This is a genomic window from Sphingorhabdus pulchriflava, assembly GCF_003367235.1.
In the GTDB taxonomy this organism is placed as follows: Bacteria; Pseudomonadota; Alphaproteobacteria; order Sphingomonadales; family Sphingomonadaceae; genus Sphingorhabdus_B; species Sphingorhabdus_B pulchriflava.
Genome location: NZ_QRGP01000003.1, coordinates 39,607 through 65,947, shown reverse-complemented (window position 1 = coordinate 65,947; position 26,341 = coordinate 39,607). Strand labels below are relative to the sequence as shown.

At 51.3% G+C, this 26,341-nt stretch carries 23 protein-coding genes; 13 read left to right on the top strand and 10 right to left on the bottom strand.

Annotated elements, in window-relative coordinates; all coding sequences use genetic code 11:
• Nucleotides 1–80: 80 nt before the first annotated feature.
• Genes DXH95_RS14420 through DXH95_RS14405 form a run of 4 tightly spaced genes read right to left on the bottom strand, consistent with a single transcriptional unit; the run spans nucleotide 81 to nucleotide 4,619 of the window.
• Nucleotides 81–896, bottom strand: a complete 816-nt coding sequence (locus DXH95_RS14420; RefSeq protein ID WP_115550261.1) for a class I mannose-6-phosphate isomerase — start codon at nucleotides 894–896, stop codon at nucleotides 81–83.
• Nucleotides 897–935: 39 nt separating this feature from the next.
• On the bottom strand, nucleotides 936–1,955 hold the full coding sequence (locus tag DXH95_RS14415; RefSeq protein WP_115550260.1) for an NAD-dependent epimerase/dehydratase family protein: 1,020 nt from the start codon (nucleotides 1,953–1,955) through the stop codon (nucleotides 936–938).
• A 12-nt stretch (nucleotides 1,956–1,967) separates the two neighbouring features.
• Entirely contained in the window at nucleotides 1,968–3,209 is a 1,242-nt protein-coding gene (locus tag DXH95_RS14410; RefSeq protein WP_115550259.1) for a tetratricopeptide repeat protein, read from the bottom strand.
• Between the two features lie 3 nt (nucleotides 3,210–3,212).
• Nucleotides 3,213–4,619: an O-antigen ligase family protein gene (locus tag DXH95_RS14405; RefSeq protein WP_181883702.1), complete on the bottom strand. Its 1,407-nt coding sequence runs from the start codon at nucleotides 4,617–4,619 to the stop codon at nucleotides 3,213–3,215.
• Nucleotides 4,620–4,858: 239 nt separating this feature from the next.
• Between DXH95_RS14405 and DXH95_RS14400 the strand changes: the two genes are divergently transcribed.
• The 9 genes from DXH95_RS14400 to DXH95_RS14360 are packed head-to-tail and all read left to right on the top strand — an operon-like array spanning nucleotide 4,859 to nucleotide 14,708.
• Nucleotides 4,859–7,063 carry a GumC family protein gene (locus DXH95_RS14400; protein ID WP_115550257.1) on the top strand — a complete coding sequence of 735 codons (2,205 nt, stop codon included), beginning with the start codon at nucleotides 4,859–4,861 and terminating at the stop codon, nucleotides 7,061–7,063.
• Between the two features lie 39 nt (nucleotides 7,064–7,102).
• On the top strand, nucleotides 7,103–7,669 hold the full coding sequence (rfbC, locus tag DXH95_RS14395) for a dTDP-4-dehydrorhamnose 3,5-epimerase (protein ID WP_115550256.1): 567 nt from the start codon (nucleotides 7,103–7,105) through the stop codon (nucleotides 7,667–7,669).
• On the top strand, nucleotides 7,670–8,743 hold the full coding sequence (gene rfbB / locus DXH95_RS14390; protein WP_220272300.1) for a dTDP-glucose 4,6-dehydratase: 1,074 nt from the start codon (nucleotides 7,670–7,672) through the stop codon (nucleotides 8,741–8,743).
• A 2-nt stretch (nucleotides 8,744–8,745) separates the two neighbouring features.
• Nucleotides 8,746–9,618 carry a dTDP-4-dehydrorhamnose reductase gene (gene rfbD / locus DXH95_RS14385; RefSeq protein WP_115550255.1) on the top strand — a complete coding sequence of 291 codons (873 nt, stop codon included), beginning with the start codon at nucleotides 8,746–8,748 and terminating at the stop codon, nucleotides 9,616–9,618.
• A gap of 18 nt (nucleotides 9,619–9,636) precedes the next feature.
• On the top strand, nucleotides 9,637–10,506 hold the full coding sequence (rfbA, locus tag DXH95_RS14380) for a glucose-1-phosphate thymidylyltransferase RfbA (RefSeq protein ID WP_115550254.1): 870 nt from the start codon (nucleotides 9,637–9,639) through the stop codon (nucleotides 10,504–10,506).
• Nucleotides 10,507–10,530: 24 nt separating this feature from the next.
• A complete protein-coding gene (locus DXH95_RS14375) occupies nucleotides 10,531–11,556 on the top strand; it encodes a polysaccharide biosynthesis protein (RefSeq protein WP_115550253.1) in 1,026 nt (341 codons plus the stop codon).
• The gene (locus DXH95_RS14370; protein ID WP_115550252.1) at nucleotides 11,544–12,698 is read left to right on the top strand and encodes a polysaccharide biosynthesis C-terminal domain-containing protein; all 1,155 of its coding nucleotides are present in this window, start codon (nucleotides 11,544–11,546) and stop codon (nucleotides 12,696–12,698) included. The genes DXH95_RS14375 and DXH95_RS14370 overlap by 13 nt, the downstream gene beginning before the upstream one ends.
• Nucleotides 12,695–13,849: a non-hydrolyzing UDP-N-acetylglucosamine 2-epimerase gene (gene wecB, locus DXH95_RS14365; protein WP_115550251.1), complete on the top strand. Its 1,155-nt coding sequence runs from the start codon at nucleotides 12,695–12,697 to the stop codon at nucleotides 13,847–13,849. Before DXH95_RS14370 ends, wecB begins: the two co-directional genes overlap by 4 nt.
• Nucleotides 13,842–14,708 carry a glycosyltransferase family 2 protein gene (locus DXH95_RS14360; protein ID WP_181883701.1) on the top strand — a complete coding sequence of 289 codons (867 nt, stop codon included), beginning with the start codon at nucleotides 13,842–13,844 and terminating at the stop codon, nucleotides 14,706–14,708. The genes wecB and DXH95_RS14360 overlap by 8 nt, the downstream gene beginning before the upstream one ends.
• A gap of 22 nt (nucleotides 14,709–14,730) precedes the next feature.
• On the opposite strand, the gene DXH95_RS14355 is transcribed toward DXH95_RS14360, so the two are convergent.
• The 4 genes from DXH95_RS14355 to DXH95_RS14340 are packed head-to-tail and all read right to left on the bottom strand — an operon-like array spanning nucleotide 14,731 to nucleotide 19,324.
• The gene (locus DXH95_RS14355) at nucleotides 14,731–15,942 is read right to left on the bottom strand and encodes a hypothetical protein (RefSeq protein ID WP_115550249.1); all 1,212 of its coding nucleotides are present in this window, start codon (nucleotides 15,940–15,942) and stop codon (nucleotides 14,731–14,733) included.
• A 30-nt stretch (nucleotides 15,943–15,972) separates the two neighbouring features.
• Nucleotides 15,973–16,980: a class I SAM-dependent methyltransferase gene (locus tag DXH95_RS14350; RefSeq protein WP_181883700.1), complete on the bottom strand. Its 1,008-nt coding sequence runs from the start codon at nucleotides 16,978–16,980 to the stop codon at nucleotides 15,973–15,975.
• Nucleotides 16,981–16,982: 2 nt separating this feature from the next.
• Nucleotides 16,983–18,335 (bottom strand): polysaccharide biosynthesis protein, encoded by a 1,353-nt coding sequence (locus DXH95_RS14345; RefSeq protein WP_115550247.1) that lies wholly within the window; start codon nucleotides 18,333–18,335, stop codon nucleotides 16,983–16,985.
• Entirely contained in the window at nucleotides 18,332–19,324 is a 993-nt protein-coding gene (locus tag DXH95_RS14340) for a glycosyltransferase (protein ID WP_147291753.1), read from the bottom strand. Before DXH95_RS14340 ends, DXH95_RS14345 begins: the two co-directional genes overlap by 4 nt.
• Before the next feature lie 316 nt (nucleotides 19,325–19,640).
• Between DXH95_RS14340 and DXH95_RS14335 the strand changes: the two genes are divergently transcribed.
• Genes DXH95_RS14335 through DXH95_RS14320 form a run of 4 tightly spaced genes read left to right on the top strand, consistent with a single transcriptional unit; the run spans nucleotide 19,641 to nucleotide 23,368 of the window.
• A complete protein-coding gene (locus DXH95_RS14335; protein ID WP_220272299.1) occupies nucleotides 19,641–20,927 on the top strand; it encodes a glycosyltransferase family 4 protein in 1,287 nt (428 codons plus the stop codon).
• Entirely contained in the window at nucleotides 20,927–21,523 is a 597-nt protein-coding gene (locus tag DXH95_RS14330; protein ID WP_115550244.1) for a sugar transferase, read from the top strand. The genes DXH95_RS14335 and DXH95_RS14330 overlap by 1 nt, the downstream gene beginning before the upstream one ends.
• The gene (locus DXH95_RS14325; RefSeq protein WP_115550243.1) at nucleotides 21,520–22,167 is read left to right on the top strand and encodes an acetyltransferase; all 648 of its coding nucleotides are present in this window, start codon (nucleotides 21,520–21,522) and stop codon (nucleotides 22,165–22,167) included. The genes DXH95_RS14330 and DXH95_RS14325 overlap by 4 nt, the downstream gene beginning before the upstream one ends.
• A gap of 4 nt (nucleotides 22,168–22,171) precedes the next feature.
• On the top strand, nucleotides 22,172–23,368 hold the full coding sequence (locus DXH95_RS14320; RefSeq protein WP_115550242.1) for a DegT/DnrJ/EryC1/StrS family aminotransferase: 1,197 nt from the start codon (nucleotides 22,172–22,174) through the stop codon (nucleotides 23,366–23,368).
• 5 nt (nucleotides 23,369–23,373) lie between these two features.
• Here the strand turns inward: DXH95_RS14320 and DXH95_RS14315 are convergent, their stop codons facing one another.
• On the bottom strand, nucleotides 23,374–25,260 hold the full coding sequence (locus tag DXH95_RS14315; RefSeq protein ID WP_115550241.1) for a nucleoside-diphosphate sugar epimerase/dehydratase: 1,887 nt from the start codon (nucleotides 25,258–25,260) through the stop codon (nucleotides 23,374–23,376).
• A 141-nt stretch (nucleotides 25,261–25,401) separates the two neighbouring features.
• Nucleotides 25,402–26,316 carry a tyrosine-type recombinase/integrase gene (locus DXH95_RS14310; RefSeq protein WP_115550240.1) on the bottom strand — a complete coding sequence of 305 codons (915 nt, stop codon included), beginning with the start codon at nucleotides 26,314–26,316 and terminating at the stop codon, nucleotides 25,402–25,404.
• Nucleotides 26,317–26,341 lie beyond the last annotated feature (25 nt).

The following is a 26,341-nucleotide window of genomic DNA, read 5'->3' as shown; positions in this document are numbered from 1 at the left end:
TGGATATCATATTATTTCTGCATCGTGCGCATAAGCATCCAACGATGACGACGTGCAGTTATATAATTAGCCTCGGGTAGTTATCGGGAATTTGCATCCGACAGCGAGCGCGCCAGCAGAAACCTGTCGCCTTCGCCGAAGCGGATTTCCTCGCCGTCAACGAGAGCGCACTGGCCGGGTATTACGCCCTCCCCGCCCACTGAAACACTCCCCTCGAGGGGCAGAATGAGAGCGGGCTGGCCGGCGGCTGAGAAGACATCGTTTCCCGCCGAACCATCTACATAGTGAAGCTCAAAATGCGGCCCATCGACTAGCAGTTGAGAGCCCGTGGGTGCGAGCCGCTTGCGGAATTTAGCATCGTAAGGCGCTAACCTCGCGACTGCAAGAGCCTCGTCTAGGTGCAATTCACGGGGGCGGCCATAATCGTACAGGCGATACGTAATGTCGCTCGTCTGCTGGACTTCAATAAGGCTGACGTCGGCACCAATGGCGTGAACTGTACCCGCCGGAATGTAGAAGAAGTCACCATCAGAGACGGGATGCCAGACGAGAAGGTCCTCAATCGACCCATTCAAGGCGGCTGCGCGGACGTCTGCTGCGCCAAACTTTTCCTTGAAGCCGATGGCCAGCGATGCACCAGGCTCTGCGGACGTTATGAGCCAGCACTCCTCCTTGCCCTGATGCCCAAGACCCACCTTATCAGTGTCGGCATCCGAGGGGTGAACCTGAACGGAGAGCTTATCCGAGGTGAAGATGTATTTGATGAGGATATCGGGAAGCGCCGGCGGCGGATCAAACCATATCTCGCCTATCGGATTTGTATGAGCGGATTGGAATGGCGACGGCAAATCCAAGACGCCCCAAGGTTTTTCAACACTTTGAATGGAAAGGAGCATATGCCAATTTATCCGATATTAGGGCGAAATCAGTAATATTTAAAGTCCATAATAGTTGCGGTACCAACGCACGAAATGTGCCACACCCTCGCGGAAGGGTGTCTGCGGAAGGTAGCCAGTGAGAGACTGCAAGAGCGATGCGTCTGCCCAGGTTGCAGGAACGTCGCCCTGTTGCATGGGCATATAATTGCGGATGGCCTTCTTGCCGATCTCAGCCTCAATGGCGTCGATGAATTCCATGAGGCGGACCTTCTCCGAATTGCCGATATTGACGACGCGAAAAGGTGCGGCGGGACTAAGGCTATCGCCGGGCGCAATATCCTCTGGCTTTTCGGTTCGCTGCGGAACTGCGTCGATAAGACCTGCAATGCCACGGACGAGATCCTCGACATAGGTAAAATCGCGCCACATGTCACCATTGTTGTAAATGTCTATCGGCTTCCCCTCGATGATGTTCCGTGCGAATTTGAAATAGGCCATGTCTGGGCGGCCCCAGGGACCATAGACAGTAAAAAAGCGGAACATGGTGATCGGCATATTGTAGATATGGGCGTAGCTGTGGCCCATTGCCTCATTCGCCAATTTTGAGGCGGCATAGAAGGTTAGCGGCGTCGCGACGCGCTCGGTCTCGGTAAAGGGCATTTCCGTATTTGCGCCATAGACGCTTGAGGTCGATGCCATGAGAAGATGCTGGACACCTGCCGTGCGTGCGGCCTCCATGACATTGAAAGTACCAACGATATTGGCATTCAGATAGGTGCGCGGATTTTCGATGCTGTAGCGGACCCCGGCCTGCGCTGCCAGATGGACGATCACATCGGGCTGGAAGGATGAGACGGCATTCTGAAGTTGATCCTGATCCTCGAGCATCGCCTCAGTCACCGAAAAACCTTCGTGCTGGTTGAGCATCGCATGGCGGCGCTCTTTCAGGCGGACGTCATAATAGTCGGTCAGGCCATCATAGCCGCCAACGATATGCCCCTGCGCCAGCAGGAGCTCTGCGAGATGGTAGCCAATAAAGCCCGCCGTGCCGGTGATGAATATGCGCTTGCGGTCCATAAGGCTCACCCGTTAGTTCGCAGGAGCCACGGCAACCGAGGCAATAGTCGCCTCCAGTCCCGTCTGCCCCTTGCCGCCCGACGCTATGAGATCGAGAAACTGTACCGGGCAATTGGCGGGAACAAGAAGCTCTGCCCGAAGCGAGGCGTTGATACTGTCGATGGTCCAAGCTGGAGCCCCGCCAATGCCAGGGCATCGCAGTTGCCAACGCAGGAAGCCGCCATCGCCGCGATCCAGATTGGCAAGGCGTGTTGAGAACAGATAGTTGCCCGGCTTCAAGTAGAGCAACTTTGTCGCCACTGGCCGAGTCGTAGCCGAATTGGCAAAGAGCGAGAGCATTGTCTGTATGTCGCCGACATTGCCAGTAAAATTACCGCCTGCATCAGGATCTTCAAGCAATTGCCATCCCATGGGACCAAAACGAGCATCGCGGTCGCTGACGTCGAATGCTGCGCTGGCGAGCCGCGCCTGTTTTGCACCCGGCATTTGCAGATAAAGCCGGCGCGCATCGGCGAAGAAACTCTCAGCGACAAGCCTGCTCAGCAGACCCAGTTCCTGGCTTTTGGCGTTCTCTGCATCAACCAGACCGCCCGTCTCGACAATGAGGTCGACAAGCGCCGGCAAATTCTTGCTGTTCACGTTGGCGAAGTACAGGAAACCTGAAGCCCAGCCATTCTCGGCGCGGATATAAGGTTTGAGCGCGGTGCGGATTTCGCGGTCTTCTATGGCATTCACCAGTCTGGGAAAGAGGATTGTTTGCGTATCGGGCTTGGTGCGCAAGGCAATGTCATAATGGATGAGCGTTAGGGCGACGTCGCCCTTACGCGCTGATGCCTCAATCAGCCAGAGTTGGGCACCCGGCTCACGCCGCGACAATTTGGCGGCCATGCGAACATATTTTTCAGCCGTCTCGGTGTCGCCCTTGGCATCGGCAACATAGCCAAGGACGCGCAGCGCCTTGGCGTTTATAGCCTGGTTTTCCAGCGCACGACGCGCAAGCAACTCTACTTCACGCGGCGGGTTTTTGGGATTGGCGAAGAATATCTGGTCGGCGCGCGATGCGAGAGCGGTGCTTTCAGTAGGCATGGCAATGAGCGCAGTTTGCGGCGCCTTGATCCGTGTGACGCCGGATATGGCAATTGCCGCCGCGAACCAGGCGCCAACCAGCCCAAGCGCAGTCACGATGATCATGCGCCCGATGCCGATTGAACGGATACTGGATAAAAAGGCACTGGATTTTTTGGAGCGGGCCATGTTTCAGTTCCCTCCCCGACCAGTGGAAACAGAATCTGCACGCTCTCTTCCGCTTTCGGTGAACCACAATGTGAGAATGGCAAAAACGCCCATCATCGTTGGAGTTCGCAAGGGGTAATCAGAAACGCTGGCGATGGCGATGATGGCGATGCAAACGGAAGCCAGTCGCCCAAACGCGACATATCGACGCCCGGTTTCGGCCTTGCGCCAGAGATTAAAGCTACGCCAGAAAAATGCAGCACAAGCCAAAACCAGCAAGATTAGGCCCGCCAAACCGAATGCGACCGCTATCTCCACCCAATCATTATGGGCGCGATTGAGATAGGTCGCGTCGAGCAAATAGGCCGGTTCGACGATCTGAAATGCCTCAACGAAGGAGCCGGAGCCTGAGCCCCAGGGGAAGTATTTCCAGAACAGCTCAAGCGAGACGGCCCAAAAATCTGTGCGACTGTCTTCCCCCGAAGCTTCTGCAAACAGCCGTTGTATTGCCTCGGCACGCGAGAAGAAAAAGGTAAGGAAGCCGAGGCTGACGACCGCAAGGCCGCCCAGGATTGGTAACGCCTTTATCCGATCGGGCGATCCTTTGCGCACGGTGCGAACATCGGTTGGGCGATGGTAAAGGAGACCAGCACCAAGCATGCCGATGACGGCGCTCACCAGTCCCGAGCGCGACCCGGTTACAAGGATCAGGGGCACGAGAACGATCGCGATTGCTGCTGCGACCAATTGGCGCAGGCGCACTTCGTCGGTTGTTCCCTTCGCCGTCGAAGCAAAGACAGCGAGCATCGGGAACAGGCAAGCTAAAAGAGTGGCGGAGTGATTGCGGTTGGCAAACAGGCCGACCGCAGAGCCATTATTCGTTATTCGATATAAATATAGCGCGCTCTGTGGGTTGCCGATTGCCTGCAACAAGCCCAAAAGCCCCGATAGACCAGCAAATGCTATTAGAAGCGGCAGAATACGGAACAGGTCGTCACGATTGAGCTGAATACCTAGGAGAAGCACGGCTAAGGGTGCAAAAAGGGACAGCAAGGCATGCCAGCCGTTCATTGGCGCCAGTGTAAGTGGTCGCCAGAGGTCGGTGACACCGGCCAGTTTCTCAACGTCAACCAGATCCTGCCTTCCCGCAAGCGACTGCCATACAACAGGAGGGAGCGGTATTACATGCAGTAGTGCCACACCAAAAACCGCGGCAAATGAACCGATCAGCCACTTACGTCCTGCCAGGTGCTCCTTTCGCAGCGTCATAAGGGCGAGGGCGCAGACTATGATTGAAGCGGGGCGCAGGATTACAAGCGACTGAACATCCGTCCGTGACGCTCCCCCTGTTGCGAAGAGCAATGCAAGAAATGCAACCAGAACCCAGAAGAGTAGCGACGGCTTGCCGTCTGATGAACGGATTTTGGACAAAACGCACCTTGTCTGAGTTGCACGAAAAACGGATCTAAGAGACGCAACTAAGTTGTGCGGTGAATTTTGGCAAGGGAAGCGAAGTTCGCCTGTCGGTTGGCCCCGGTTCATCAGAAGGCGATAAAAGGGGTGGAACTTCGCTATTCTTTAAGCTAGCTCGCTCGGCTAGTGCACTCCGGCCCAATGCGACCAAATATTGGGTTGTAAAAACATAATATATCTTTGGAACAAGGGCAGAAATGTTGCAACCCACACCCCCAGCCTTAGCAACTGGTCAAGCGGCAGGCGCGTTCGGAAATGCGAATGGCGATGAGGCGACAAGCCTCGCTCCGCCGATCCTGCTCCAATATTGGCAGGTTGTCCTGCGCTGGAAATGGGTGATTGCTGGGATTGTAGCTGCAGCGGTCGCCATCGGCCTGGTCCTGACCTTGCTGGCGACGCCGCAATACACTGCAACGTCACGTGTCGAAATCAGTCGTGACCAGAAGAAAGTCACTTCGATTGAGGGGCTGGAATCGCAGGATGCCGGGCGCGACCTAGAATTCTATCAAACACAATATTCGCTCCTCCAGGCGCGCTCGCTTGCAGAGCGCGTCTCGCGCCAGTTGCGCCTTGCTACGAGAGACGACTTCTTTGAAGCGCATGGGGTTAGTCCGGACGACAGCACTTTATTCGCGAGCAAGTCGGGGCAGCCGCTAAGCAATGCAGAGCGCCAGAAGCGAGAGAAGCTCGCTGTCGATGTTCTCATGAAAAATGTTTCGATTTCCCCAATCCGTGGCTCTGCACTTGTCGACATTAGCTATACCAGTGCATCGCCAACCCTTTCGGCACAAATATCCAATACCTGGACAGAACAGTTCATTGTCCAAAGTATGGACCGTCGCTTTGCTTCGACCGCCGACGCTCGTAAATTTCTTGAGGGTCGGCTTGCAGACCTTCGTGCCCGCCTCGAGACGTCTGAACGAGATCTCGTCAATTACGCCGAGGCCAAGGGCATTGTGGCTCTTGGCAAAAGTAAGAGTATCGACGGTCGCACCGAGGTTGAGAGGACATTGGTGTCGAGCGATTTGGAGGCGCTGAATAGCGCCCTTGCAGCTGCAACCGCCGATCGCATTGCCGCCGAAAGCAAGGCCCGCCAGCGTAACGGCGGCGCCAATGCAGAAGCACTGAATAATGTCGCTATCGGCCAGTTACGGCAGAAGCGCGCAGAAGTTGCCGCGGAATATGCAAAAATGATGGCGCAATTCGAACCTGGTTATCCGGCTGCGGTTGCTTTGTCCGAACAGCTCAAGGCACTTGATATCAGCATTGCCCGTGAAGAAGGTCGTGTCCTCAACAGTCGCTCCTCCGAATATCGCGAGGCAGTTCAGCGCGAAGTCGAACTCAAAAGTGCGGTTGACGAGTTAAAGGCTCGCATGAACCGGCAGCAAAAGGATAGCATCCAATACAACATCTATCAACGCGAGGCAGACACTAACCGCGAACTCTATGATGGCCTGCTCCAGCGCTATAAAGAGATCGGCGTTGCTGGTGTTGGCGCCAATAACATCGCAATCGTTGATACAGCAAAGGTGCCAGAAAAGCCGTCATCACCCAATTTACTGCTGAACCTCGCCCTTGCACTCCTGACTGGTGTCGGCTTGGCTGCTGTGGCGACATTTGCGCTTGATCAGGTTGACGAAGGCTTGCGCGATCCGACCCAAGTAAATCGACTGCTACAAGTGCCATTGCTCGGCAGTGTTCCCAATGCCGAAGAAGAAGATGCACTGCAATTGCTCCGAGATCCGAAGTCGGCTTTGTCTGAAGCCTATCTCAGTATCCGCTCGAACCTTGCCTTCTCTACTGATCATGGCGTTCCCCGGTCGCTAATGGTCACCAGCACAAGGCCGGCGGAGGGCAAGAGTACCTCCAGCCTTGCAATAGCAACCGTGCTAGGACGAACAGGCAAGAAAGTGCTGCTGCTCGACGCAGACATGCGCTCGCCTTCAATGCACCAGTTCATTGGGCAGCCGAACAGGATGGGTCTAAGCAATTTCTTAGCTGGTGAAAATGACTGGCGACAATTCGTCATTGATACTGATGTGAAGGGCCTGTTTCTAATGCCGGCCGGCCCCACCCCGCCTAGCGCAGCGGAGCTTTTGAGTAGTGATCGCATGCTGATGCTCGTCCGCCAACTGGTCGAGCATTTTGATCATGTGGTGATCGACTCCCCGCCAATCTTGGGTCTTGCCGATGCACCGTTGCTTGCACGTGCTGTTGAGGGCTGTGTGTTTGTAGCTGAAGCAGAGGGTGTCGCCGTTCGAGGTATTAAGGCTTCGCTGGGACGCCTCCAATCTGTTCACGCACATGTGCTTGGCGTCGTGCTGACCAAGTTGCGTCACAAGCAGGCAGGCTATGGCTATGGCTATGGCTATGGCTATGGCTATGGATCCACCGAAAGCTAATAGCACTCTTCCGCATAATGTCTTGCAGGTTGCCGCATCATGACATTGATTGTTATTCATCCAAAGCGCTTCATTGATCGGCGCGGGTGGTTTGTTGAGTCTTGGAACAAGCTACGCTTTGAAGAACAAGGCGTGACGACAGAGTTTGTTCAAGACAATCATTCTTACTCAACAAACGCAGGAACGATTAGGGGCTTGCATTTCCAGAGACCACCTCATGCGCAAGCCAAGCTGGTGCGATGTCTAAAGGGTAGGATTTTTGACGTTGCGGTCGATCTGCGACCCGGATCGCCGACCTTTGGTGAATGGGCAGGTATCGAACTATCGGCTGATTTGGGAAATCAGTTATTTATACCCCCGGGCTATGCGCATGGTTTTCTAACTCTCGAAGCCGAATGTGAAATAGCTTATAAAGTCGATGCTTATTACTCGCCAGAAGCAGATGCCGGCATTGCTTGGGACGATCCGGTTCTCGCCATCAACTGGCCTTTGAACGGTTTAGTACCGGTGTTATCGGACAAAGACGCCACTCTTCCCAACTTCAGCGAAGTTGAGACGAATTTCGAGTATAATGGGTGCCCGCTGCTACCCCTGAAAGGATTGTAAATGGAAGACACTTCTTTGAAGGTATTAGTAACAGGTGGGGCTGGGTTTATCGGTTCTGCGTTGGTACGGCATTTGATAGCAAACACAGGGCACCAAGTACTAAATGTCGACGCCTTAACTTATGCGGGCAATCTTTCATCGCTCGAGCCAGTTAAAGGAAACGAGCGTTATCGATTTGAAAAAGCTGACATATGCGACACCGAAAAAATGTTGGCTCTCATTACTGATTTTAAGCCTGACATTGTAACGCACTTGGCAGCTGAATCACATGTCGATCGCTCAATCGATGGCCCAGCGACGTTTATCCAAACAAATGTTGTAGGGACTTTTTCAATGCTCTCTGCCGCTCTTCAATACTGGCGGGGTTTATCTACCACGCAACAAGCCAAATTCAGGTTCCACCATATATCTACAGACGAAGTTTTTGGCACTCTTGGTCCCGACGGTTTCTTTACCGAAAAGACTGCTTATGATCCACGCTCTCCTTATTCTGCATCAAAAGCAGGGGCGGATCATTTGGTGAGTGCGTGGGGCCACACTTACGGGCTCCCCGTGCTGGTGACAAACTGTTCTAACAACTACGGACCTTATCATTTCCCTGAAAAGCTTATACCCCTTATGATTATTAAATGTCAGTCGGGTGAGCCTTTGCCTGTCTACGGGACAGGCGACAATGTTCGTGACTGGCTCTTTGTCGACGATCATGTGCGGGCATTGCAGTTGGTTTTTGAGCGCGGCCGAGTGGGAGAAAGCTACATGATTGGAGGAAAGTCAGAGCGCACCAATCTGCAAGTGGTCCATGCAATCTGCGACACACTTGATGAAATTCACCCCCGCACCGATGGCATTTCTTACCGCGCCCAGATAGAATTTGTCGCGGACAGGCCAGGCCATGATTTTCGTTACGCGATCGACGCGTCCAAATTGGAAAATGAATTGGGATGGAGGCCGAAGGAGAATTTTGAGAGCGGCATCGCCAAAACCATTCGCTGGTATTTGGACAACCGTGATTGGTGGGAGGCGATTTTATCGGGAGCTTATCGGGGTGACCGATTGGGCCTGAAGGCAGTCTAATCATGCCCTGTGCGCCCATTTTAGTTACCGGTGTGACTGGTCAAGTCGGCGGTGCCGTCTTTCGCCAAGCTCAACAACGCGGCCTCAACATATGGGCCCCAACCCGAGCGGATCTTGATTTGACATCGGCATCATCCATCAAAAGAGCAATGTCAGAAAATGCATTGTCTGCCGTCATCAACTGCGCTGCTTATACAGCCGTAGACAAGGCCGAGAGTGAACCGGAACTTGCGGCCCAAATTAACGCAGAAGCTCCCGCAATTTTGGCCGCGGAAACAAGGCGCCGAGGCATACCGCTTATCCACGTTTCAACAGACTATGTATTTGATGGAGAGAAATCGGATCCATATATTGAAAGCGACTTTGTAAATCCGATCAATGTTTACGGCAAAACCAAGCAGGCCGGCGAAGCAGCGATACAAGCTACCCAACCCAATCATGCCATAATTCGTACTGCATGGGTTTTGAGTGCAAGTGGAGCCAACTTTCTCAATACGATGTTGAGACTCGGCGCCGAACGGGCCGAAGTATCAGTAGTCGCCGATCAATTTGGATGCCCGACCGCCGCTGACGATATTGCGCATGCGCTGCTAACAGTGACCCAAAATTTACGCGACCGCGCTGGAACTTGGCACTTCGTGAACCAGGGCTCCGCTAGTTGGTATGAACTGGCAGCATTCATCTTTGCTGAAGCAAGTCGAAGACATTTGGCCACACCGCAGTTAAGAGCTATTACGCATCAGGAGTACCCAACGCCCGCCCGGCGTCCCGCGAATTCACAACTGTCGACGGCAAAATTTGAAAAAGATTTCTCTTCGGCGCCGAGAACTTGGCAGGAAGCTGTTAGCGATGTCTTGCAACAACGCTTTTCTTAAACAAGGATACTGTAGCACATGCGCGGCATAATTTTGGCAGGGGGGAGTGGAACGCGATTGCATCCTGCTACACTGGCCATAAACAAGCAGTTGCTGCCTGTTTATGATAAGCCAATGATATATTACCCCTTATCGACGCTTATGTTGGCGGGGATAAGAGAGATTTTGATTATCTCGTCACCTGAATTTCTCGATAATTATCGCTGCCTCTTCGGAGATGGCAGCGACCTTGGTATCAAATTGGATTACGCCATACAGCCAAAACCGGAGGGTTTGGCGCAAGCATTTCATATAGGCTCCGATTTCATCGGTGATCAGTCAGCCGCCTTAGTTTTGGGCGACAATATTTTTTATGGCTCGGGTTTCCAGACACTCTTATCGGCCGCGAGCCAACGTCCCGCCGGCGCCACAGTATTCGCATATGAGGTATCTGATGCGCGCTCGTATGGGGTGATTGAGTTAGACAATGATGGTCGAGCGCTAAGCATCGAAGAAAAGCCTTCTGAACCCAAATCCAACTTTGCCGTTACAGGACTGTATTTTTATGACAATCGGGTCATAGATTTGGCAAAAGAGATTAAGCCATCGGCACGTGGAGAGCTGGAAATAACCGACCTCAATCGATTATATATGGAAATGGGCGAGCTTTACGTTGAGCGTATGGGACGTGGATATGCATGGCTTGATACGGGCACGCACGACAGTTTGGTTGAGGCTTCCGAATTTGTTCGCGTCATCCAAAACCGGACCGGCCATATGATTGCCTGCCTAGAAGAGATTGCTTTCCGCCAAGGGTTCATCGATGCTGATCAACTACGCAAATGTGGGGCGTCTATGTCGAAAACGAAGTATGGCCAATACATACTGGCACTCTCCGAGCAGCATTAAAAATAGTCTTAGGGAGTAACATCATTGCCCGACGAAAATAGCCCCATTCTGATCACCGGAGGTACTGGCTCCTTCGGCAAGACAATACTACTTCAATTACTCCAATCCACCGACAGAGAGCTTCGGGTGTTGAGCCGAGACGAGGAGAAACAAGACGCGCTTCGCAACCAATTGCGTAACCCGCGTGTTCGTTTTTTTATAGGCGATGTTCGCGATCGAGGAAGCGTAGATCGCGCGGTCAAGGGTGCAGGGGCTGTTTTTCATGCTGCCGCCCTGAAGCAAGTACCATCGTGCGAGTTCTTCCCACTCGAGGCAGTACGTACAAACATTCTGGGTTCTGAAAACGTAATCCGCTCGTCAATCGAACATAAAGTCGCAAGTCTTGTATGCTTGTCGACTGACAAAGCTGTGCATCCAATCAACGCGATGGGAATTTCCAAAGCAATGATGGAAAAATTGGCGCATGCAGCAGCTCGCGAAATCGGACCCTCTGCGCCCACTACTGTTAGCTGTGTGCGCTACGGTAATGTAATGTACTCCCGCGGTTCAGTAATTCCGTTGTTCATCAAGCAGATTAAGGCTGGGCAACCAATCACAGTGACCGAGCCTGACATGACGCGTTTTTTAATGCCGCTCAGAGATAGTGTGGCACTTGTTCGCTTTGCATTCACACATGCCCGTCAAGGTGATTTGTTTATCCGCAAGGCTCCTGCCGCAACAATTTCGGACTTGGTGCTGGCGCTAAAGGATCTGTTTGAAGTCCCGGATCACCCGGTAGAAATCATTGGGTGGCGTCATGCCGAAAAGCTTGCTGAAACGTTAGCCAGTGCACAAGAACTCTCAACGGCTGAGGACTTGGGCGATTATTGGCGAATTCAGCTGGATGGTCGGGATCTTAATTACTCGGCATATTTCAGCGAAGGCGACCGGATGCCTGTGCAGGAAGATTTCCACTCCCACAATGCGGAACGATTGGATCGCGAGGGCGTCAAACAATTGCTGCTTTCTTTGGAAGAAATTAGAAGTGAGCTTCAAACATGGCGGAATTGAAGCCGCGCAAAATCGTTGTGACTGGCGCTAGCGGACTGCTAGGCTGGCAAACTGCGGCGCGTCTTCATGCTGCGAATTGTGCGGCGCGTTATCGTGGCGATGTAGCCAAGTTTGAACTAGTCCTTTTAACGCGCGATACCTTCAATAATGACCATATGTTGGATGCTGCTGTGGCGACATCAGATGTCATAATGCATTTTGCGGGTATGAACCGAGGCGATCCCTCAGAAATTGAGGCAGTAAATCCTGCGTTGGCTGAGCGAATAGCGCTCAGTTTAAGGCAGACTGGCGCAAGACCGCATGTGGTTTACGCGAACAGCACGCACGCGGATTTCGATACGCCTTATGGCAGGTCAAAAAAGCGGGCCGCTGACATTCTGCAAGCCTGCGCACCAAGCGTTACCAATATGCTTCTCCCACACATTTTTGGCGAATGTGCGAAACCTTATTATAACAATGTGACAGCAACTTTAATCGACCAGCTCTGGTCAGGCGTTGAGCCCACAATAAATGTGGAGGGGCAAGTGAACCTACTCCATGCTGGTGAAGCTGCAAATCTTGCTATCGCCAAAGGATTGAATTCGGAGAATTGTACCGTGGCACCCATCGGGCGGCCAATGTCGATTGTATCGCTTTTTGAGAAGTTGGCTGGGTTCCATCAGGCATATCAAGCAAATATATTTCCTGATCTTACCGACGATTTTGATCTAGCGTTATTTAACAGTTATCGAACGGGCGGATATCCAAATTATTATCCAATTAAGCTGGCCATCAATAGCGACAACCGCGGGATGCTGTTTGAATCTGCCAAAGCATCGGCCGGATCCCAAACCTTCTTGTCGACTACACTGCCAGGCCGAAGCCGAGGCGATCATTTTCACATAGATCTCGTTGAGCGGTTCCTTGTTGTGTCAGGCGAAGCGACTATTCGCATTCGCAAAGTGCTGACAAACGAAGTGTATAGTTTTCATGTATCGGGCGATAACCCTGTAGCAATAGACATGCCGCCCTTGCATACGCACCACATCGTCAATGACAGTAAGAAGGACGTTGTGACCTTTTTTTGGTCCCATCGGCTATTTGATCCGTCCAATCCTGACACTTTTGCAGATCCAGTTTTAGTGGAGCAAAGTAACCCGTGAGTAAACTTAAAGTCACCACGATTCTGGGAACGCGACCCGAGATAATACGCCTGTCGCGTGTCATTGCGCAGCTGGATAAGCTCACTGAGCATCGCCTCGTTCATACCGGTCAAAACTGGGACTTCGAGTTGAACGAGGTTTTCTTCAACGATTTGGGAGTGCGCAAACCCGATAACTTCCTAGGCGTTGACACTTCTAGCTTGGGGAGCGTTTTAGGCGGCATCCTTGTTGAAACCGAGAGGGAATTAAGGGCCAATCGCCCCGATGCAATCTTGGTACTTGGGGATACGAATAGCGCAATTTCAGCGATTATGGCGCGCCGTATGAAGATACCAATCTACCACATGGAGGCAGGCAATCGCAGTTTTGATCGAAATGTACCTGAGGAAACTAACCGGCGGCTGGTCGATCACATATCGGATTTCAATCTTGTCTATACAGAGCATGCGCGTCGACATCTGTTGAGTGAGGGAATTCCACACCGTCGTATCTATCTCACTGGCTCGCCGATGAGGGAAGTGCTCGATTATTACCTCCCACAGATCGAAGCCTCGGACATTCTTTCACGCCTCGGCCTAATGCGTGGCGGCTATTTTATCGTCTCGATGCATCGTGAAGAGAATGTCGACAGCAAGGATCGCCTTAGAGCACTTGTCAGTACGCTTAATTCAATCGCAGAGACCTATGACCAGCCTGTCATAGTCTCGACCCATCCACGCACCCGCAACCGCCTCGACGCACTAGAAGATGCTGTTCTCGACCCACGCGTCCAATATATGAAGCCTTTTGGCTTCCACGACTACAATCACCTCCAAATGCACGCGCACTGCGCCATCTCGGACAGCGGGACAATCGCCGAAGAAAGTTCGATACTCGACTTTCCTGCAATCACTCCACGTGACGCAATCGAACGGCCCGAGGCGATGGATACCGGCAACATCATAGTGACAGGCCTTGATGAGCACACGATTTTGGAATCAATGGCTGCAGCGTTGGCTATCCATTCAGAGCGTGTTTCCGCTGGGAAGCGTCTAGTTACTCCTTCGGATTATCAAATCGCAAACACAAGCGATCGAGTTGTAAAGCTAATTCTTGGGACTGCGCGACTGTCGAACAAGTGGGATGGCATCCGCATGCACGACTATGTCTGATGCGCAGTTTGGAAACAGGCGGCTGGACGTTCGCATCTCGGTTATCATCGTAAATTGGCGTGCATCTGCCGAAACAGTGGCTGCAGTCAGCAGTCTGAGCGGGCAAAGTCTCGCACCTTCCCGCATCTATGTTGTGGACAACGGCAGTGGCGACGGTTCGCTAGAGCAGATGGAGGCCGCGCTTTCGGGTCAAGACAATGTTATGTTGCTTGCGAATGCTGACAACCTCGGCTTCGGGGGCGGATGCAACCGTGCCTTGGCTGAAGCTCTAAAAGATGGGTGCGATTTCGTTTGGCTTCTTAACAACGATGCTCGCCCGGCCTCTGATTGCCTCGCAGCCTTAGTTGCGGCGGCGGCTGGCGATCCTGCAATGGGCATGGTCGGCTCTTGGCTTACAGATCCGAACCACCCCGGCCAAGACCATTCGGGGAGCTGGATGCGACCCTGGTTGATGAGTTGTGGCTCAGTATGCACTGTTAGCGACCTCGCTAGCCATCGTTATAGCTGGGTTACCGCAGCTTCAGTCCTGATCCGTACAGAGGCATTGGCCCAAGTAGGTCTGTTTGATGAGAATTTTTTTATGTATTGGGAGGATGCCGACCTCTCAATGCGCATTCGGTCCGCCGGATATCGCATCGCTATCGCTGATAATGCGGTGGTAGTGCATAGCGCAGGGACGAGTTCCACAGGAATCCCGGTTCAACGATATTTATGGCATTATAGCTCGCAAAAACTATGGCTGCGCAAGCATCATTCACAACCTCGCCTTGCGATGGCGCTTCTAAGACTCAAGTTTCTTGCGAAAGCTGTTATTGATGGAGACCTGAGGAGGTTTGCGGCGCTTGTTCGCCGCCCATAGTGTCAGGAACTGCATTTGTAGTCTAATGAATCGGCTGAATAACAGGTTGTTTCGAATTATAAATATAGCGGCTAGGTCGATTTAATACAATTAAAGTTAAAATCCAAATGATCAAAAAATTCTGAATGAACGTCGTGATTGCACCAAAATAATCCACTTCAAATATTGCAAAGCTTGTTACAAACGCTAGGACTATAGTTAATTTAATGTGGCTAGAGAATATCTTTTTTTCTATTACATATGAATCAAATCGAGAAATATAATAACCAAGTGCGAAAAAAGAAATTATTAAGCCGGGAATACCAGCAAAATAAAGTGGATCTAGTATCAAAGAGTTGCTATCATCAATTCTATTGCTATTTAATATTGTATTTAGAAAGTACTGTTTTGTTGAAGTTATGCCTTCTAACTTAGCAAGGCGGCCAGCTTCTAAAAATGGAATGCGCGACACCAACGGTCCGAACATTCCTGCGTCAAACGTTCCTAGATACTTTATGTATCCATAATCGTGAAGTTCGGTGAGTATATTCATTCCATCGAGCCGACGCACTATCTCATAAAATAAAAAATCTTCGAAACGCGCATAACTACTCAATCTTTGCAGGCTAACATAGACGAAAACACCGGCTGCTACAAAAATGGCGATGTATATCTTTGCGTTTTTATAAAAAAACTTAATGAAGTCCTTTATATTTACAAAGCACAGGACAAAAATAGCCATTACCAGCAAACGTGCCCTACTATCTTCGATTCCCATAAACGGTAAGGATACCAAAAGAACGAATGCAACAAACAGCCTGACGGCCGCCCGAGCGCGTCCGAAAAAAAAGATGATGGCAACCGGAATGAAAGCGATTTCATAGACGCGAAGGATAATCAGTTCTTGTAAAGGCAGACTGCCATATATTTCGGCCATCATTTCAGACCCTTGCCGCCTGTTCAAGAGTCCATTGGTCCAAGAAACGTAGGCATACATGACCGCTAAAACAGCAAATCCGACAACGACGAAGCTTCGCGGTTCAAGTTCGGATAGGTTGATTTCTCTCTGTTGCGGCACTGCAGGAGCCGACCTTTGATTCACGCGGTTGGAAAAAAAGAAACCGGCAATAAGTGCTCCAACCGCCACATAAGCATAGATTAGGGGCGGGCGATACATCGGGTTCATATAATCGTGAAGCGTGGGCATCAGGAGCAGATACAGAACGGCCTGCGTCATAAAAATCAACCGCATCATAGCCTAGTTATCCATCATGGTGTTCCAACCCTACTTCTCGCAAATCATTACAATTTCATCGGATGCCTGAGGGCGCAACAAATGTATCATGCTCGCAAGACTGGCCCAAAACAATTGAGGAAGTCTACCAGATCCATTAATTGGCTTGCCCAGTCGAAGTCGTAAGCTCTGCTGTAATATGCCTCCACCTAACGGTGTACCGGACAGCTCTATTTTTTTAAACCCCGCACGCCGTGCATGCCGAATTAGCGAGCTAGGCGTCTGGATTGTCAGGTGCCTCGGCACTTCCAGTCCGCGCCAATAAGCACCCATAAGACGACACCCCCATGACGCACCGTTAGGCGTCACGAGCACCATCCGGCCTCCAGGTTGTAGTTTGTTGTAAATCGTTGCCATCAATTTCCCTGGATCAGGAACATGTTCGATCACATGGCTCCCAACAACGGCATTCATGCTACCGTCGGGATAATCTTGGGATTCAAAATCCCCTTGTTTGACATTAAAGCCGAGCGCTCTGGCTTTGCGAATGCACATTTCATCGAACTCGACCCCTTCCACCTCCCAACCAAGCTCGCGCATTTGTAAAAGTGTCTGAGCATTGCCGAAACCGATTTCGACCAGCTTTCCACCGGCAACATATGGAAGCCAAAAAACCCTCGACAGTGCCATTTCGCGGAGAAGAGGTACTAGCTCGAAAAAACGCGCCAGCGTTGCCAATAATGTTGAGGTTTTAGGACGACGATACCCCAAGCGCCTGTGGAAAAGCCATTCGAGCGCTTGTCGAAATATCAATTTTGTTCCGTTAGCTGCAAATACTGGGTCGTGGTGTGTGCTATAAGTCTCATAGAAACCAGCTAGCTGCGACGCAGACAGCCGAGCATCGAGATAGCTCGCCGCACATTCGCTATTGTTGCAGCGATGCAAATTCCAAATGCCGTCAACGCCGTAAACGCCATCGCGGACATTCTGCCTCCACAAATGCAACCCCGCCCCGCAAGCGGTACAGGTTTCAGGCCTAGTATATATAAACTCGGTCATTTTCACGCCTGCGCCAGTTTTGGTATTAGTAGATCTTTCCATCCAATGGGAAAAAGATCCTGATTCAACTTGATATCATGCCCAAGCGTGATTGCGAGCCGTAGCGCCGCAGACATCGTCAATGCCAACGTAATTCCTTCAAAACCGAGAACCGTCACAAGCACGCAACTTGCTAGAGTAGCGATTATCCCTTCCATCAATGGACTGAGCCATAAAGTGGCTTGCCGCCCGATGCTCATCACGAACAGAGTGAAACACGTTGTTTGTAATCGCAACATCGTTGCCGGGATAAGGCACAATGTAATCATTTGTACATCACCGGCATATTGCGGACCGACCCAGAGCTCAAACACGGTCTTGGGCAGAAGCAAGACGACCGCCGAAACAGCAGCAATGTAATACATAGAGTAGCGATTATATTGCCGGAAAGCCGAGACACGCGCGGCTGTATCTGCTGGCGCGATCAAAGCTACACGTGAGGCAAGCGGCGCAGAAACGGCGACTAAACCCCCGGATAGGATTCCAATAAGGCTAAATGCCATGCCGAAGCCGACCACATACTGCGGCAAGGCTAATGCGACAATGGCAACAGTGACAGTGGTGGCAAAGTATGCCGTAACATTCCACCATCCGACGGAGACGGTGGAAAAAAATAAGAACCGGAACACTGCGCCCTGATCGACAAGAACCGACGCCGGCTTTGATCTCGAGAGACGCTTTCCAAACCATGCCTCCACCACGCGATGGTATCGCATCAAAAGACACACCGTAAGGGGCCAAGGACAGACTGCCACTGCAATGAAAATCCACCAGAGCGTCTCTCTCGGTTTTATAACAAAAATGGCAATGAAGAAGATTAGCATGAGCGCCTGGGGCATGAGCTTCAGTAAGTTTTCTGGAACGAAATTCTGCCCAGCTGATGCCGGCCCGGTTACGAGAATTGCTAGACCCAACCCAGATACATTGATCAAAACGCAGTAAAGCCCGAACCTAAGCAGCCCTTGATCAATTTCGGGTACTAAAGAGAGGAAATTTAGCAATTCAATGATTATTGCACCGCAAGCTAGAACGAGAAACACGGCAAACAGAACCAGGCGTTGGTAGGCTTGCGCCACCTCGATCCCGTCCGCTTTCTGCACAGCAACAATTAAGGCGCTACCAGCGCAATTTCGAATAGACTGAGACACTAGCAAGGCGAGCGGAAGAAATGCTACCGCGGTGGCATAGGTCTGAAAATCCTGCGCTGAAATTGTCCGCGCCAAAAGCGCCGAAACTGCTAAGGTGATGGCGAATACGCCAGCACTTGCAAGTAGACTCGACACCGAATTGGAACGAAGGCTGCGTTCACGCATCATAAAAACTTCAGCGCATCAAGGATCGCACTCGCCCTCCGATTGACTGTAAATTGGGCCATGTGACTCTCAAATTCAGGCCAGTCATCGATATTATATGGCTGACTAACATCAACTTCCGGGGCGCTGTCCAGCGGCAGAATGATCCCATATTGGGCAACGGTATCTTTTAGGCCGCCGACATTACTATGAATGACTTGGCAACCCATCGCCATCGCTTCTAGCGCACCGATTCCAAAGCCTTCATACTCTGACAATTGGATATAGTAGCGAGAATTCTTGAGCAGAAGAAGCTTTTCTTCCTCCGAAACATAGCCAACAAATTTTACTGCGTCGGCGCATAAGCGAGTTGCGGCATAGTTGCGGACAACGTGCGCGCAGGTAGTACGTCCAATCACCACAAGAGACGCCTTTGGATCACATTCGCGCACATATCCCAATAAATCAATCGCCCGCAATAGACCTTTACGTCGGATATTCTCCTCAGTGTCCATCCCACAAATCGTAATCATTGAACTAGGATTGCGGTCAGACGAAAAATTGCATCGATGGAACAGATCTACGGCGCGTGCGCCATGAAAGCTGAGGGTGATTGCCGAGCGACGAAACCATCCGACTTTGCGCATGCGCTCATAGTCTGTCGATGAGGTTGCCAGAATTCGATTTGCGCAAAATAACGAAAGCCAGAATAGAACCAAACGGATCATGTAAACGCGAAAACTAGGTGCCATTGAACGAAACAGTTGTTCGCCGCCACCAGTAGCAATTACGCGTTTTCCTCTTATTCGAGCAATCAAGGCAGCGAATGCCGTGTAAGAATAAAAATAGCTGATCAGGCCGTCATACTCGAGGTTCCATACATCGCCCAGCCGGTTGGTTACATCAACATATACAATATCAGGTTGCTGACGAAGCCCATCGACCTCTGCCGCGTAGAAACCTTGGCATAGCATCTCGGGGTTGGGAACCGCAGCATAAAGTAGAAGTCTCACAGGGTAGCTCTATCTTTCCTTGCGGGCAGGTTATGTGTAAGCTTCACCGCGTTTTTCACCAATATTCGAAGATGAGTTTCGGGAGCGACTTCGGGCTTCCCGATAGCCACCGATCTACGCTGTGCCAAGTGCTGATTGCTGATCTGGCTTTGCCGCTGGACGACAGAAGCCGCAGGTGCGCCAATTGCTATAATGCAACTTGCTTCCTATTCGCATCCACCAAGCCAGTGCAGCAAATATTGCAAATTCCATAGAGAATCGCTAGAGCTCTCGGCCATCAAGGAAGCGGGTTGGCGGCGTTGAGGTGGCTCAAACAATGTTCCGAGCGCCAAAATGGAAGCAAAAGAGTCACAACGAGATGCCGTCGAAACGACACCCTCCCCGATTAATTTTGCTCACACAATGGTTTGATCCTGAGCCGACGTTCAAAGGGCTGCTTTTCGCGCGCGAACTGCGCCAACAAGGCTTTAATGTCGAAGTTGTAACAGGGTTCCCCAACTATCCCGGCGGAAAACTGTATGATGGATATAAAATCCGTCCTATACAAAGGGAAGTAATCGATTCAATCGCCATTACACGTCTGCCTATCTTCCCCAGTCATGATCGCAACGCAATTGGTAGAACGGCCAATTATGTAAGTTTTTTCCTGTCTGCCGCACTCTATCTGACGTTTTTCGCCAAACGAGCAGATATTCTATATGTTTATCATCCCCCGTTGACCGTGGGACTTGCCGCAGCAGTGGCTAAAATTTTCAGACGAACGCCAACAGTTGTTGATATCCAGGACATGTGGCCGGATACGCTACGTGCGACAGGCATGATCGGGAATGAAAACGCTGTCAGGCTCGTTGGCACTGCATGTAATTGGCTCTATAGACAGGTTAACCATATAGTTGTGCTATCGCCGGGCTTCAAAAGACTTTTGGAACACCGCGGCGTTCCCGCCGACAAGGTGAGTGTGATTTACAATTGGGCCGATGAAGCTTCGATTGTAAGCGAGAAATTGGCTGATCCGTTTCCGGAAACGCAAGACAACAAATTCAGGCTACTGTTCGCAGGCAATATGGGTCGAGCGCAAGCGCTTTCAAATCTTATTGAGGCAGCGGAAATTGTCGGTCGTAAAAGAAAGGACATAGAATTCTGTCTTTTGGGAGGAGGTCTGGAGGTTGCCACTCTGAAAAAACAAGTGGCTGACAAGAAGCTGGGCAACGTGAGTTTCCTTCCACATGTTCCCATGAGCGAAGTCGGCCCATATCTGGCTCATGCCGATTGTATGCTTGTGCATTTGCGCAATGATCCTTTGTTCGACATCACGATCCCTTCGAAAACGCAGGCTTATATGGCGGCTGGGAAACCTATCATTATGGCCGTTTCAGGGGATGCAGCTGAACTCGTAAAAAGCGCGAAGTGTGGGTTAGTCGTCGATCCCGAAAATCCGCCAGCGTTGGCAGATGCAATAATGGAACTGGCTTCTCTTCCTGTTGAAGCGACAGCAACAATGGGCCAAAATGCTAGTGATTTTTATCGAAGTACCCTTTCGATCGCAAAGGGCATCAGCCTGTTTGAAAAAGTTTTCCGGTCGGTCATTCCGCGGACACAGTAATGCTAAAAAGGTCTTTTGATATAGTGATTGCAGTTGTGGCAATTGTCCTACTTGCGCCCTTCTTCTGTTTAGTCGCCATTTTGATCCGTCTGAACATGGGCGCGCCTGTTCTTTTTAAGCAGCTGCGTCCGGGTATGGATGGGAAAAGCTTTATGATGCTTAAATTTAGAACTATGCGTGATGCTTATGGGCCTGATGGACAAATACTCTCGGACGGGGAGCGTCTCACCAAACTAGGCAAGTTTTTTCGCTCGACTAGTTTAGATGAATTGCCTGAACTGTGGAATGTTTTTACGGGCGAAATGAGCTTGGTTGGCCCTCGGCCGTTGCTGATGGAGTACTTACCGCTCTACTCCCCCGAGCAGATGCGTCGTCATGAAGTGCGGCCGGGTGTTACTGGATGGGCACAAGTCAACGGACGCAATGCATTGAGTTGGGAAGATAAATTTGCGCTGGATGTGTGGTATGTTGATCACCAAAGTTTTTGGCTCGACATGCGGATTCTGCTGCTGACGATCGGGAAAGTAGTGAAGCGCGAAGGTATCAGCGGCGCGGGAGAAGCCACGATGTCAAGATTTGAGGGCAGCAAGCCATGAACAAAGTAATCGGAGTGTATGGCGCAAGCGGTTTCGGTCGGGAAGTGGTTCCTGTCATCAGATCAAGTTCGAAAGCAGCAGGCGCTCAAATAGTATTTGTTGATGACAGCGCCTCAATTGCCGGACCAATAAATGGTCACCCAGTTTATCAATGGCTTGAATTTCTTGCTTTGAACTCATCGGAAAAATCCGTAGTAATCGCAATAGCAGATGCGCGTGTCCGCTTACTGCTTGCCGACCGCTGTCGGGAAGCTGGTATTCCGATGTTTGATGTAACTGCTTCCAATATTTTTACCGGCGATGATATCCAAATCGGAGAAGGCTGCATACTGCAGCCTTTTGTAACATTAACATCGAATATTGTCATTGGTCGTTGTTTTCACGCCAACATTTATTCTTATGTTGCGCACGACTGTAGAATTGGTGACTTCGTCACTTTTGCGCCTGGCGTGATGTGCAATGGCAATGTGCACATTGCTGACCATGCATATATCGGTACCGGTGCGGTGCTAAGGCAAGGCTCGCCGGACAAACCACTCACAATAGGAGAGGGTGCCACAATCGGTATGGGGGCTGTGGTAACAAAAGATGTTCCACCCGGCGTGACCGTGGTGGGTAACCCCGCCCGGATTTTGGAGAAGTAAAGGAATGCTCAATACAAGCCTCGCCCCATGGCCGAGCTTTTCCGAAGAGGAGGCTGAAGCAGTCACCTCTGTGCTGCGATCAAACCGGGTTAACTATTGGACCGGCCAAGAGGGCCGTCAATTTGAACGTGAGTTTGCTGCGTGGTCGCGAACGGATTACGCAATTGCATTGGCAAATGGGACACTCGCGCTTGATCTTGCGTTGCAGGGTCTTGGTATAGGCTCGGCATATGGCGGCAAACCGACCGATGAAGTCGTCGTTACGCCGCGTACCTTCATAGCTTCGATAAGTTGTGTTGTGAATGCTGGCGCTCGTCCGGTATTTGCTGACGTTAACAGTAACAGTGGCTTAATAACTTCTGAGACCATTGAATCTGTACTTACCGAAAACACGCGTGCAATAATACCTGTCCACCTTGCCGGCTGGCCTTGCGACATGGATGCGATCATGCGTTTGGCAAAAGACCGCAATCTGAAGGTCATTGAAGACTGCGCCCAAGCGCATGGCGCTAGTTTTCGCGGTCAACCCGTTGGTTCGATGGGTGATGTAGGAGCATGGTCTTTCTGCCAGGACAAGATAATAACTACCGGCGGAGAAGGCGGGATGGTTACTTGTAATGACGAGGCGCTGTGGTCTCGCATGTGGTCCTTTAAGGATCATGGTAAAAGCTGGGATGCCGTTTACAATCGCCAGCACCAACCCGGTTTTCGCTGGTTACATGAAAGTATCGGAACGAATTGGCGCATGCTGGAAATACAGGCGGTGATCGGCCGGATTCAATTGCGCCGTATGGAAGAATGGCACAACCGCCGAACGGAGATTGCGAATGCAATAGCTCGCGTTTTGGTGGAGTTTCCCGGCGGAATAAGAGTGCCGTTGCCGGAACCTGAACATACGCATGCATTCTATCGGCTATATGCTTATGTCGAACCCACTAAGCTCAAAAGTGGCTGGTCGCGGGACCGAATTGTAGAGGCTTGCGTTGCTGCCGGTGCGCCTGTGTATCAAGGTAGTTGTTCGGAAGTGTATCTGGAGAAAGCATTCGAAGGGACGCTGTGGCGCCCAGAAGAACGTTTGCCGGTAGCGAAAGGGTTGGGCGAAACCAGCCTGATGTTTCTAACACATCCTACGATCACCGACGAACAACTGTCACTGTATTGCGAAACAATCCAAGCTGTTTTGGAAGAAGCCACTGCTTAAGCTTATTACTCGGGATTTTTAACCGTAGGTACCAACTTTCCAATTAACTGCTTCAGTTCGATATGCTCGAGCGAAAAAAATCCTGCATTCAATTCCGAAATGAATGCTGCAAATTCTGAGGGATTGGGAACTGGCTCACGTGCGCGCATTATGCGCGGATGATGCGTCTCCATCGGTTCTTCGCCGATCAAAAGTTCCTCGTACAACTTTTCGGCCGACCTTAGACCGGTGATCCTTATTTCTATCCCGTCATCCTTCTCCCCCTCTTTCACTTGCAGGCCGGATAGTTCGATCATTCGTCTTGCAAGGTCGATGATCTTTACGGGTTCGCCCATGTCGAGAACGAACACATCACCACTCGTTGCCATCGCTCCCGCCTGGATGACAAGCTGTGCTGCCTCAGGGATCGTCATGAAGTAGCGAGTCACTTCGGGGTGCGTTACTGTCACGGGGCCACCCACCGCGATCTGCTTTTTGAACAATGGCACGACTGATCCGCTAGACCCGAGCACATTGCCAAAACGCACCATCGAGAAGCGGGTTGTTGACGATTTTTCTGCCATCACCTGCAGCACCATCTCAGCGATACGCTTGGTAGCGCCCATGATGTTGGGTGGGCGAACGGCCTTGTCCGTGCTAATGAGTACGAAGTCTTCCACACCATATTTTACGGCGAGTTCCGCGACTGTGCGTGTTCCAAAAATATTGTTGTGGACGCCTTCGTTAGGATTAGTTTCGACCAATGGTACATGTTTATATGCTGCGGCATGGTAAACAGTAGCGGGCGAGTGGCGCCGAATTACCTCTTCCATGCGAGAGCGATCCGTCACCGATGCCAAGACGGGCACAATGACGGTTTCGTTATTCGCAGGCTTAAAAGCTGCCAAATCTTGTTCGATCGTATAAAGATTAAACTCGCTATTATCGATCAGGGCCAAATGGGACGGATTTTGTAAAAGAATTTGTCGGCACAGCTCACTCCCGATCGAGCCGCCGGCACCGGTAACAAGAACCCGTTTTCCTGCTATGCACTTTGCCATCAACGACGGCTCTGGCGGAACAGGATCTCTACCTAGCAAATCTTCGATTTGTAGTGGCCTCAAATCACTTATTGTTACCTTGCCATCGGCGAGCTCGAAGATGCCCGGTAAAGTGCGAACGGTAACATCATGCCCTCTAAGACCATCTACAATTTCGGTTCTACGCTGCCGCGTTGCGGATGGGATGGCCAAAAGCACATCATTGATGGCCAGGTCCTCTATGACCGTCTCTAGCTTGTCCGGCGCAAATATGGGTTTGCCATTCAAATGGTTGCCATGGAGCGAGACGTCATCATCCACAAACGCCACAACCTGCATTTCCTGACTGTTCGCCAAGCCGCCTGCCAATTGGCGTCCCGCAGATCCCGCTCCATAAATCAGGACACGACGCCGCGTTGAGTTGCCAAGGATCGCGGCGTAACCTCCTCCGAGCAAGAAACGGGCTGCTGCACGTGATGCGCCGATAGCGATAAAGAGCAGGATGGGCTGCAGAAAGCCAGTAGTCCGTGGTACAAGTGTTACGCCAATAACGGAAAATATCAGGGCGTAAACGGCTCCGTACAGGAGGCATGCCAATGTCACGGCACTTAAGGCATACCAACCAACATAGCGAAAGATAGCTCGATACAATCCGAACCTGACGAATATCGGGATCGCCAATACAACCGCCGTCACATAAGACAGCCATTGGTTCCCGATGGGGTAAATCCACGCATCCAGCCGCAACCGATATGCTAGTGCAACCGTGAACAGGCACAGCAATATGTCGACGGAAATTGCGATGGTTCGCTTTTGAACTCTCGGCAATTCGAGAAGCAATTTGGCAAATCTTTGAGCGAACAACCAAGGCATCGCAGCGCGCGATAGCGGTTACGCGCGGCAGTGGCAACGCCGTTTCGCGACGCAAAAACGACTTTCATATTTGCAAGTTGTTGCAGCACTTCGATGCGGGTGCTGCTCGGTCACCCGGTTTCGAATTTCAGATAGTTCCTTCTAAGCCCACACATTATGCTCAGCGAACTCAAGATAGCGAGCCATGACATCGACAGACTTCCATCCTCCGGCGCGCATGATGGCAGCAGTATCATGGCCATTGCGCAGCAGATCTTGAGCAGCCCCAACGCGCAATGAGTGCGCGCTGAATGCATCGGTTTCGATTTTCGCTAGGCCACAGTCTCGGGCTGTGTTCTTGACTATCAGTTTGATGGTGTCGGGGCCGAGCGCACGGTTGATAGCACGGCCTTGATATATACCACAGAATAGTGGCTCTATCCATGCTCCACGCCACTCGAGCCAATCTGCAACCAGCTGCGCGGTCCTTTTCGATGTGAACGCAAGACGGCCCATCCCGAATGGATCCGTTTTGCCGCGCCTGATTATCAGCCGAAGAGTGCCGTCACGCCGCTCTTCTATGTCATCCGACATCAACGCTACCAGTTCTGAACGGCGAGCGAGGATGTCGTACCCCAATGATATGATTGCTCGGTTGCGGATGCCCCAAGGGTTATCGGGCTGCACCTCAAGGAACTTCTCGAGATACTCTTTGGTAAGCCCTTTCGCCTGCTTCGGACGACAACGCTTACTGCGCATGATCCTTCGCATCGCAAGGTGCACATCTTCGTCGCGGGTCGGGTCTGGCAAGCGCAAAAGTTTGTGGCTTCGGCTGATAGCATACATACGCCTCTGGATTGTAGAGACCGAATGGCTCGGCATCATGCTCTCCAGATACATACTCGTTGTCAGTGGCGTTGCGGGAAAGGCCTGCAGGGCATGGACCACGCACCAATTCTCGAAGTCGGAAAGATCGGTGTAGTAGGCCTTGATTGTCGCTGGAGCGTAAGCACCTTCAAGGCGCTTGAATTCCTTGCGCCAATCATACAAATTAGAAGGGTGATCTTTAGGTGCCATTATTGTCACTTAAAGTGACAATAAT

Coding starts and splice junctions, on each gene's coding strand:
- DXH95_RS14420 (WP_115550261.1), bottom strand. CDS start 896: ATGCTCCTTTCCATTCAAAGTGTTGAAAAACCTTGGGGCGTCTTGGAT.
- DXH95_RS14415 (WP_115550260.1), bottom strand. CDS start 1,955: ATGGACCGCAAGCGCATATTCATCACCGGCACGGCGGGCTTTATTGGC.
- DXH95_RS14410 (WP_115550259.1), bottom strand. CDS start 3,209: ATGGCCCGCTCCAAAAAATCCAGTGCCTTTTTATCCAGTATCCGTTCA.
- DXH95_RS14400 (WP_115550257.1), top strand. CDS start 4,859: ATGTTGCAACCCACACCCCCAGCCTTAGCAACTGGTCAAGCGGCAGGC.
- rfbC (WP_115550256.1), top strand. CDS start 7,103: ATGACATTGATTGTTATTCATCCAAAGCGCTTCATTGATCGGCGCGGG.
- rfbB (WP_220272300.1), top strand. CDS start 7,670: ATGGAAGACACTTCTTTGAAGGTATTAGTAACAGGTGGGGCTGGGTTT.
- rfbD (WP_115550255.1), top strand. CDS start 8,746: ATGCCCTGTGCGCCCATTTTAGTTACCGGTGTGACTGGTCAAGTCGGC.
- rfbA (WP_115550254.1), top strand. CDS start 9,637: ATGCGCGGCATAATTTTGGCAGGGGGGAGTGGAACGCGATTGCATCCT.
- DXH95_RS14370 (WP_115550252.1), top strand. CDS start 11,544: ATGGCGGAATTGAAGCCGCGCAAAATCGTTGTGACTGGCGCTAGCGGA.
- DXH95_RS14360 (WP_181883701.1), top strand. CDS start 13,842: ATGTCTGATGCGCAGTTTGGAAACAGGCGGCTGGACGTTCGCATCTCG.
- DXH95_RS14355 (WP_115550249.1), bottom strand. CDS start 15,942: ATGATGCGGTTGATTTTTATGACGCAGGCCGTTCTGTATCTGCTCCTG.
- DXH95_RS14350 (WP_181883700.1), bottom strand. CDS start 16,980: ATGACCGAGTTTATATATACTAGGCCTGAAACCTGTACCGCTTGCGGG.
- DXH95_RS14345 (WP_115550247.1), bottom strand. CDS start 18,335: ATGATGCGTGAACGCAGCCTTCGTTCCAATTCGGTGTCGAGTCTACTT.
- DXH95_RS14335 (WP_220272299.1), top strand. CDS start 19,641: ATGTTCCGAGCGCCAAAATGGAAGCAAAAGAGTCACAACGAGATGCCG.
- DXH95_RS14330 (WP_115550244.1), top strand. CDS start 20,927: ATGCTAAAAAGGTCTTTTGATATAGTGATTGCAGTTGTGGCAATTGTC.
- DXH95_RS14325 (WP_115550243.1), top strand. CDS start 21,520: ATGAACAAAGTAATCGGAGTGTATGGCGCAAGCGGTTTCGGTCGGGAA.
- DXH95_RS14320 (WP_115550242.1), top strand. CDS start 22,172: ATGCTCAATACAAGCCTCGCCCCATGGCCGAGCTTTTCCGAAGAGGAG.
- DXH95_RS14315 (WP_115550241.1), bottom strand. CDS start 25,260: ATGCCTTGGTTGTTCGCTCAAAGATTTGCCAAATTGCTTCTCGAATTG.
- DXH95_RS14310 (WP_115550240.1), bottom strand. CDS start 26,316: ATGGCACCTAAAGATCACCCTTCTAATTTGTATGATTGGCGCAAGGAA.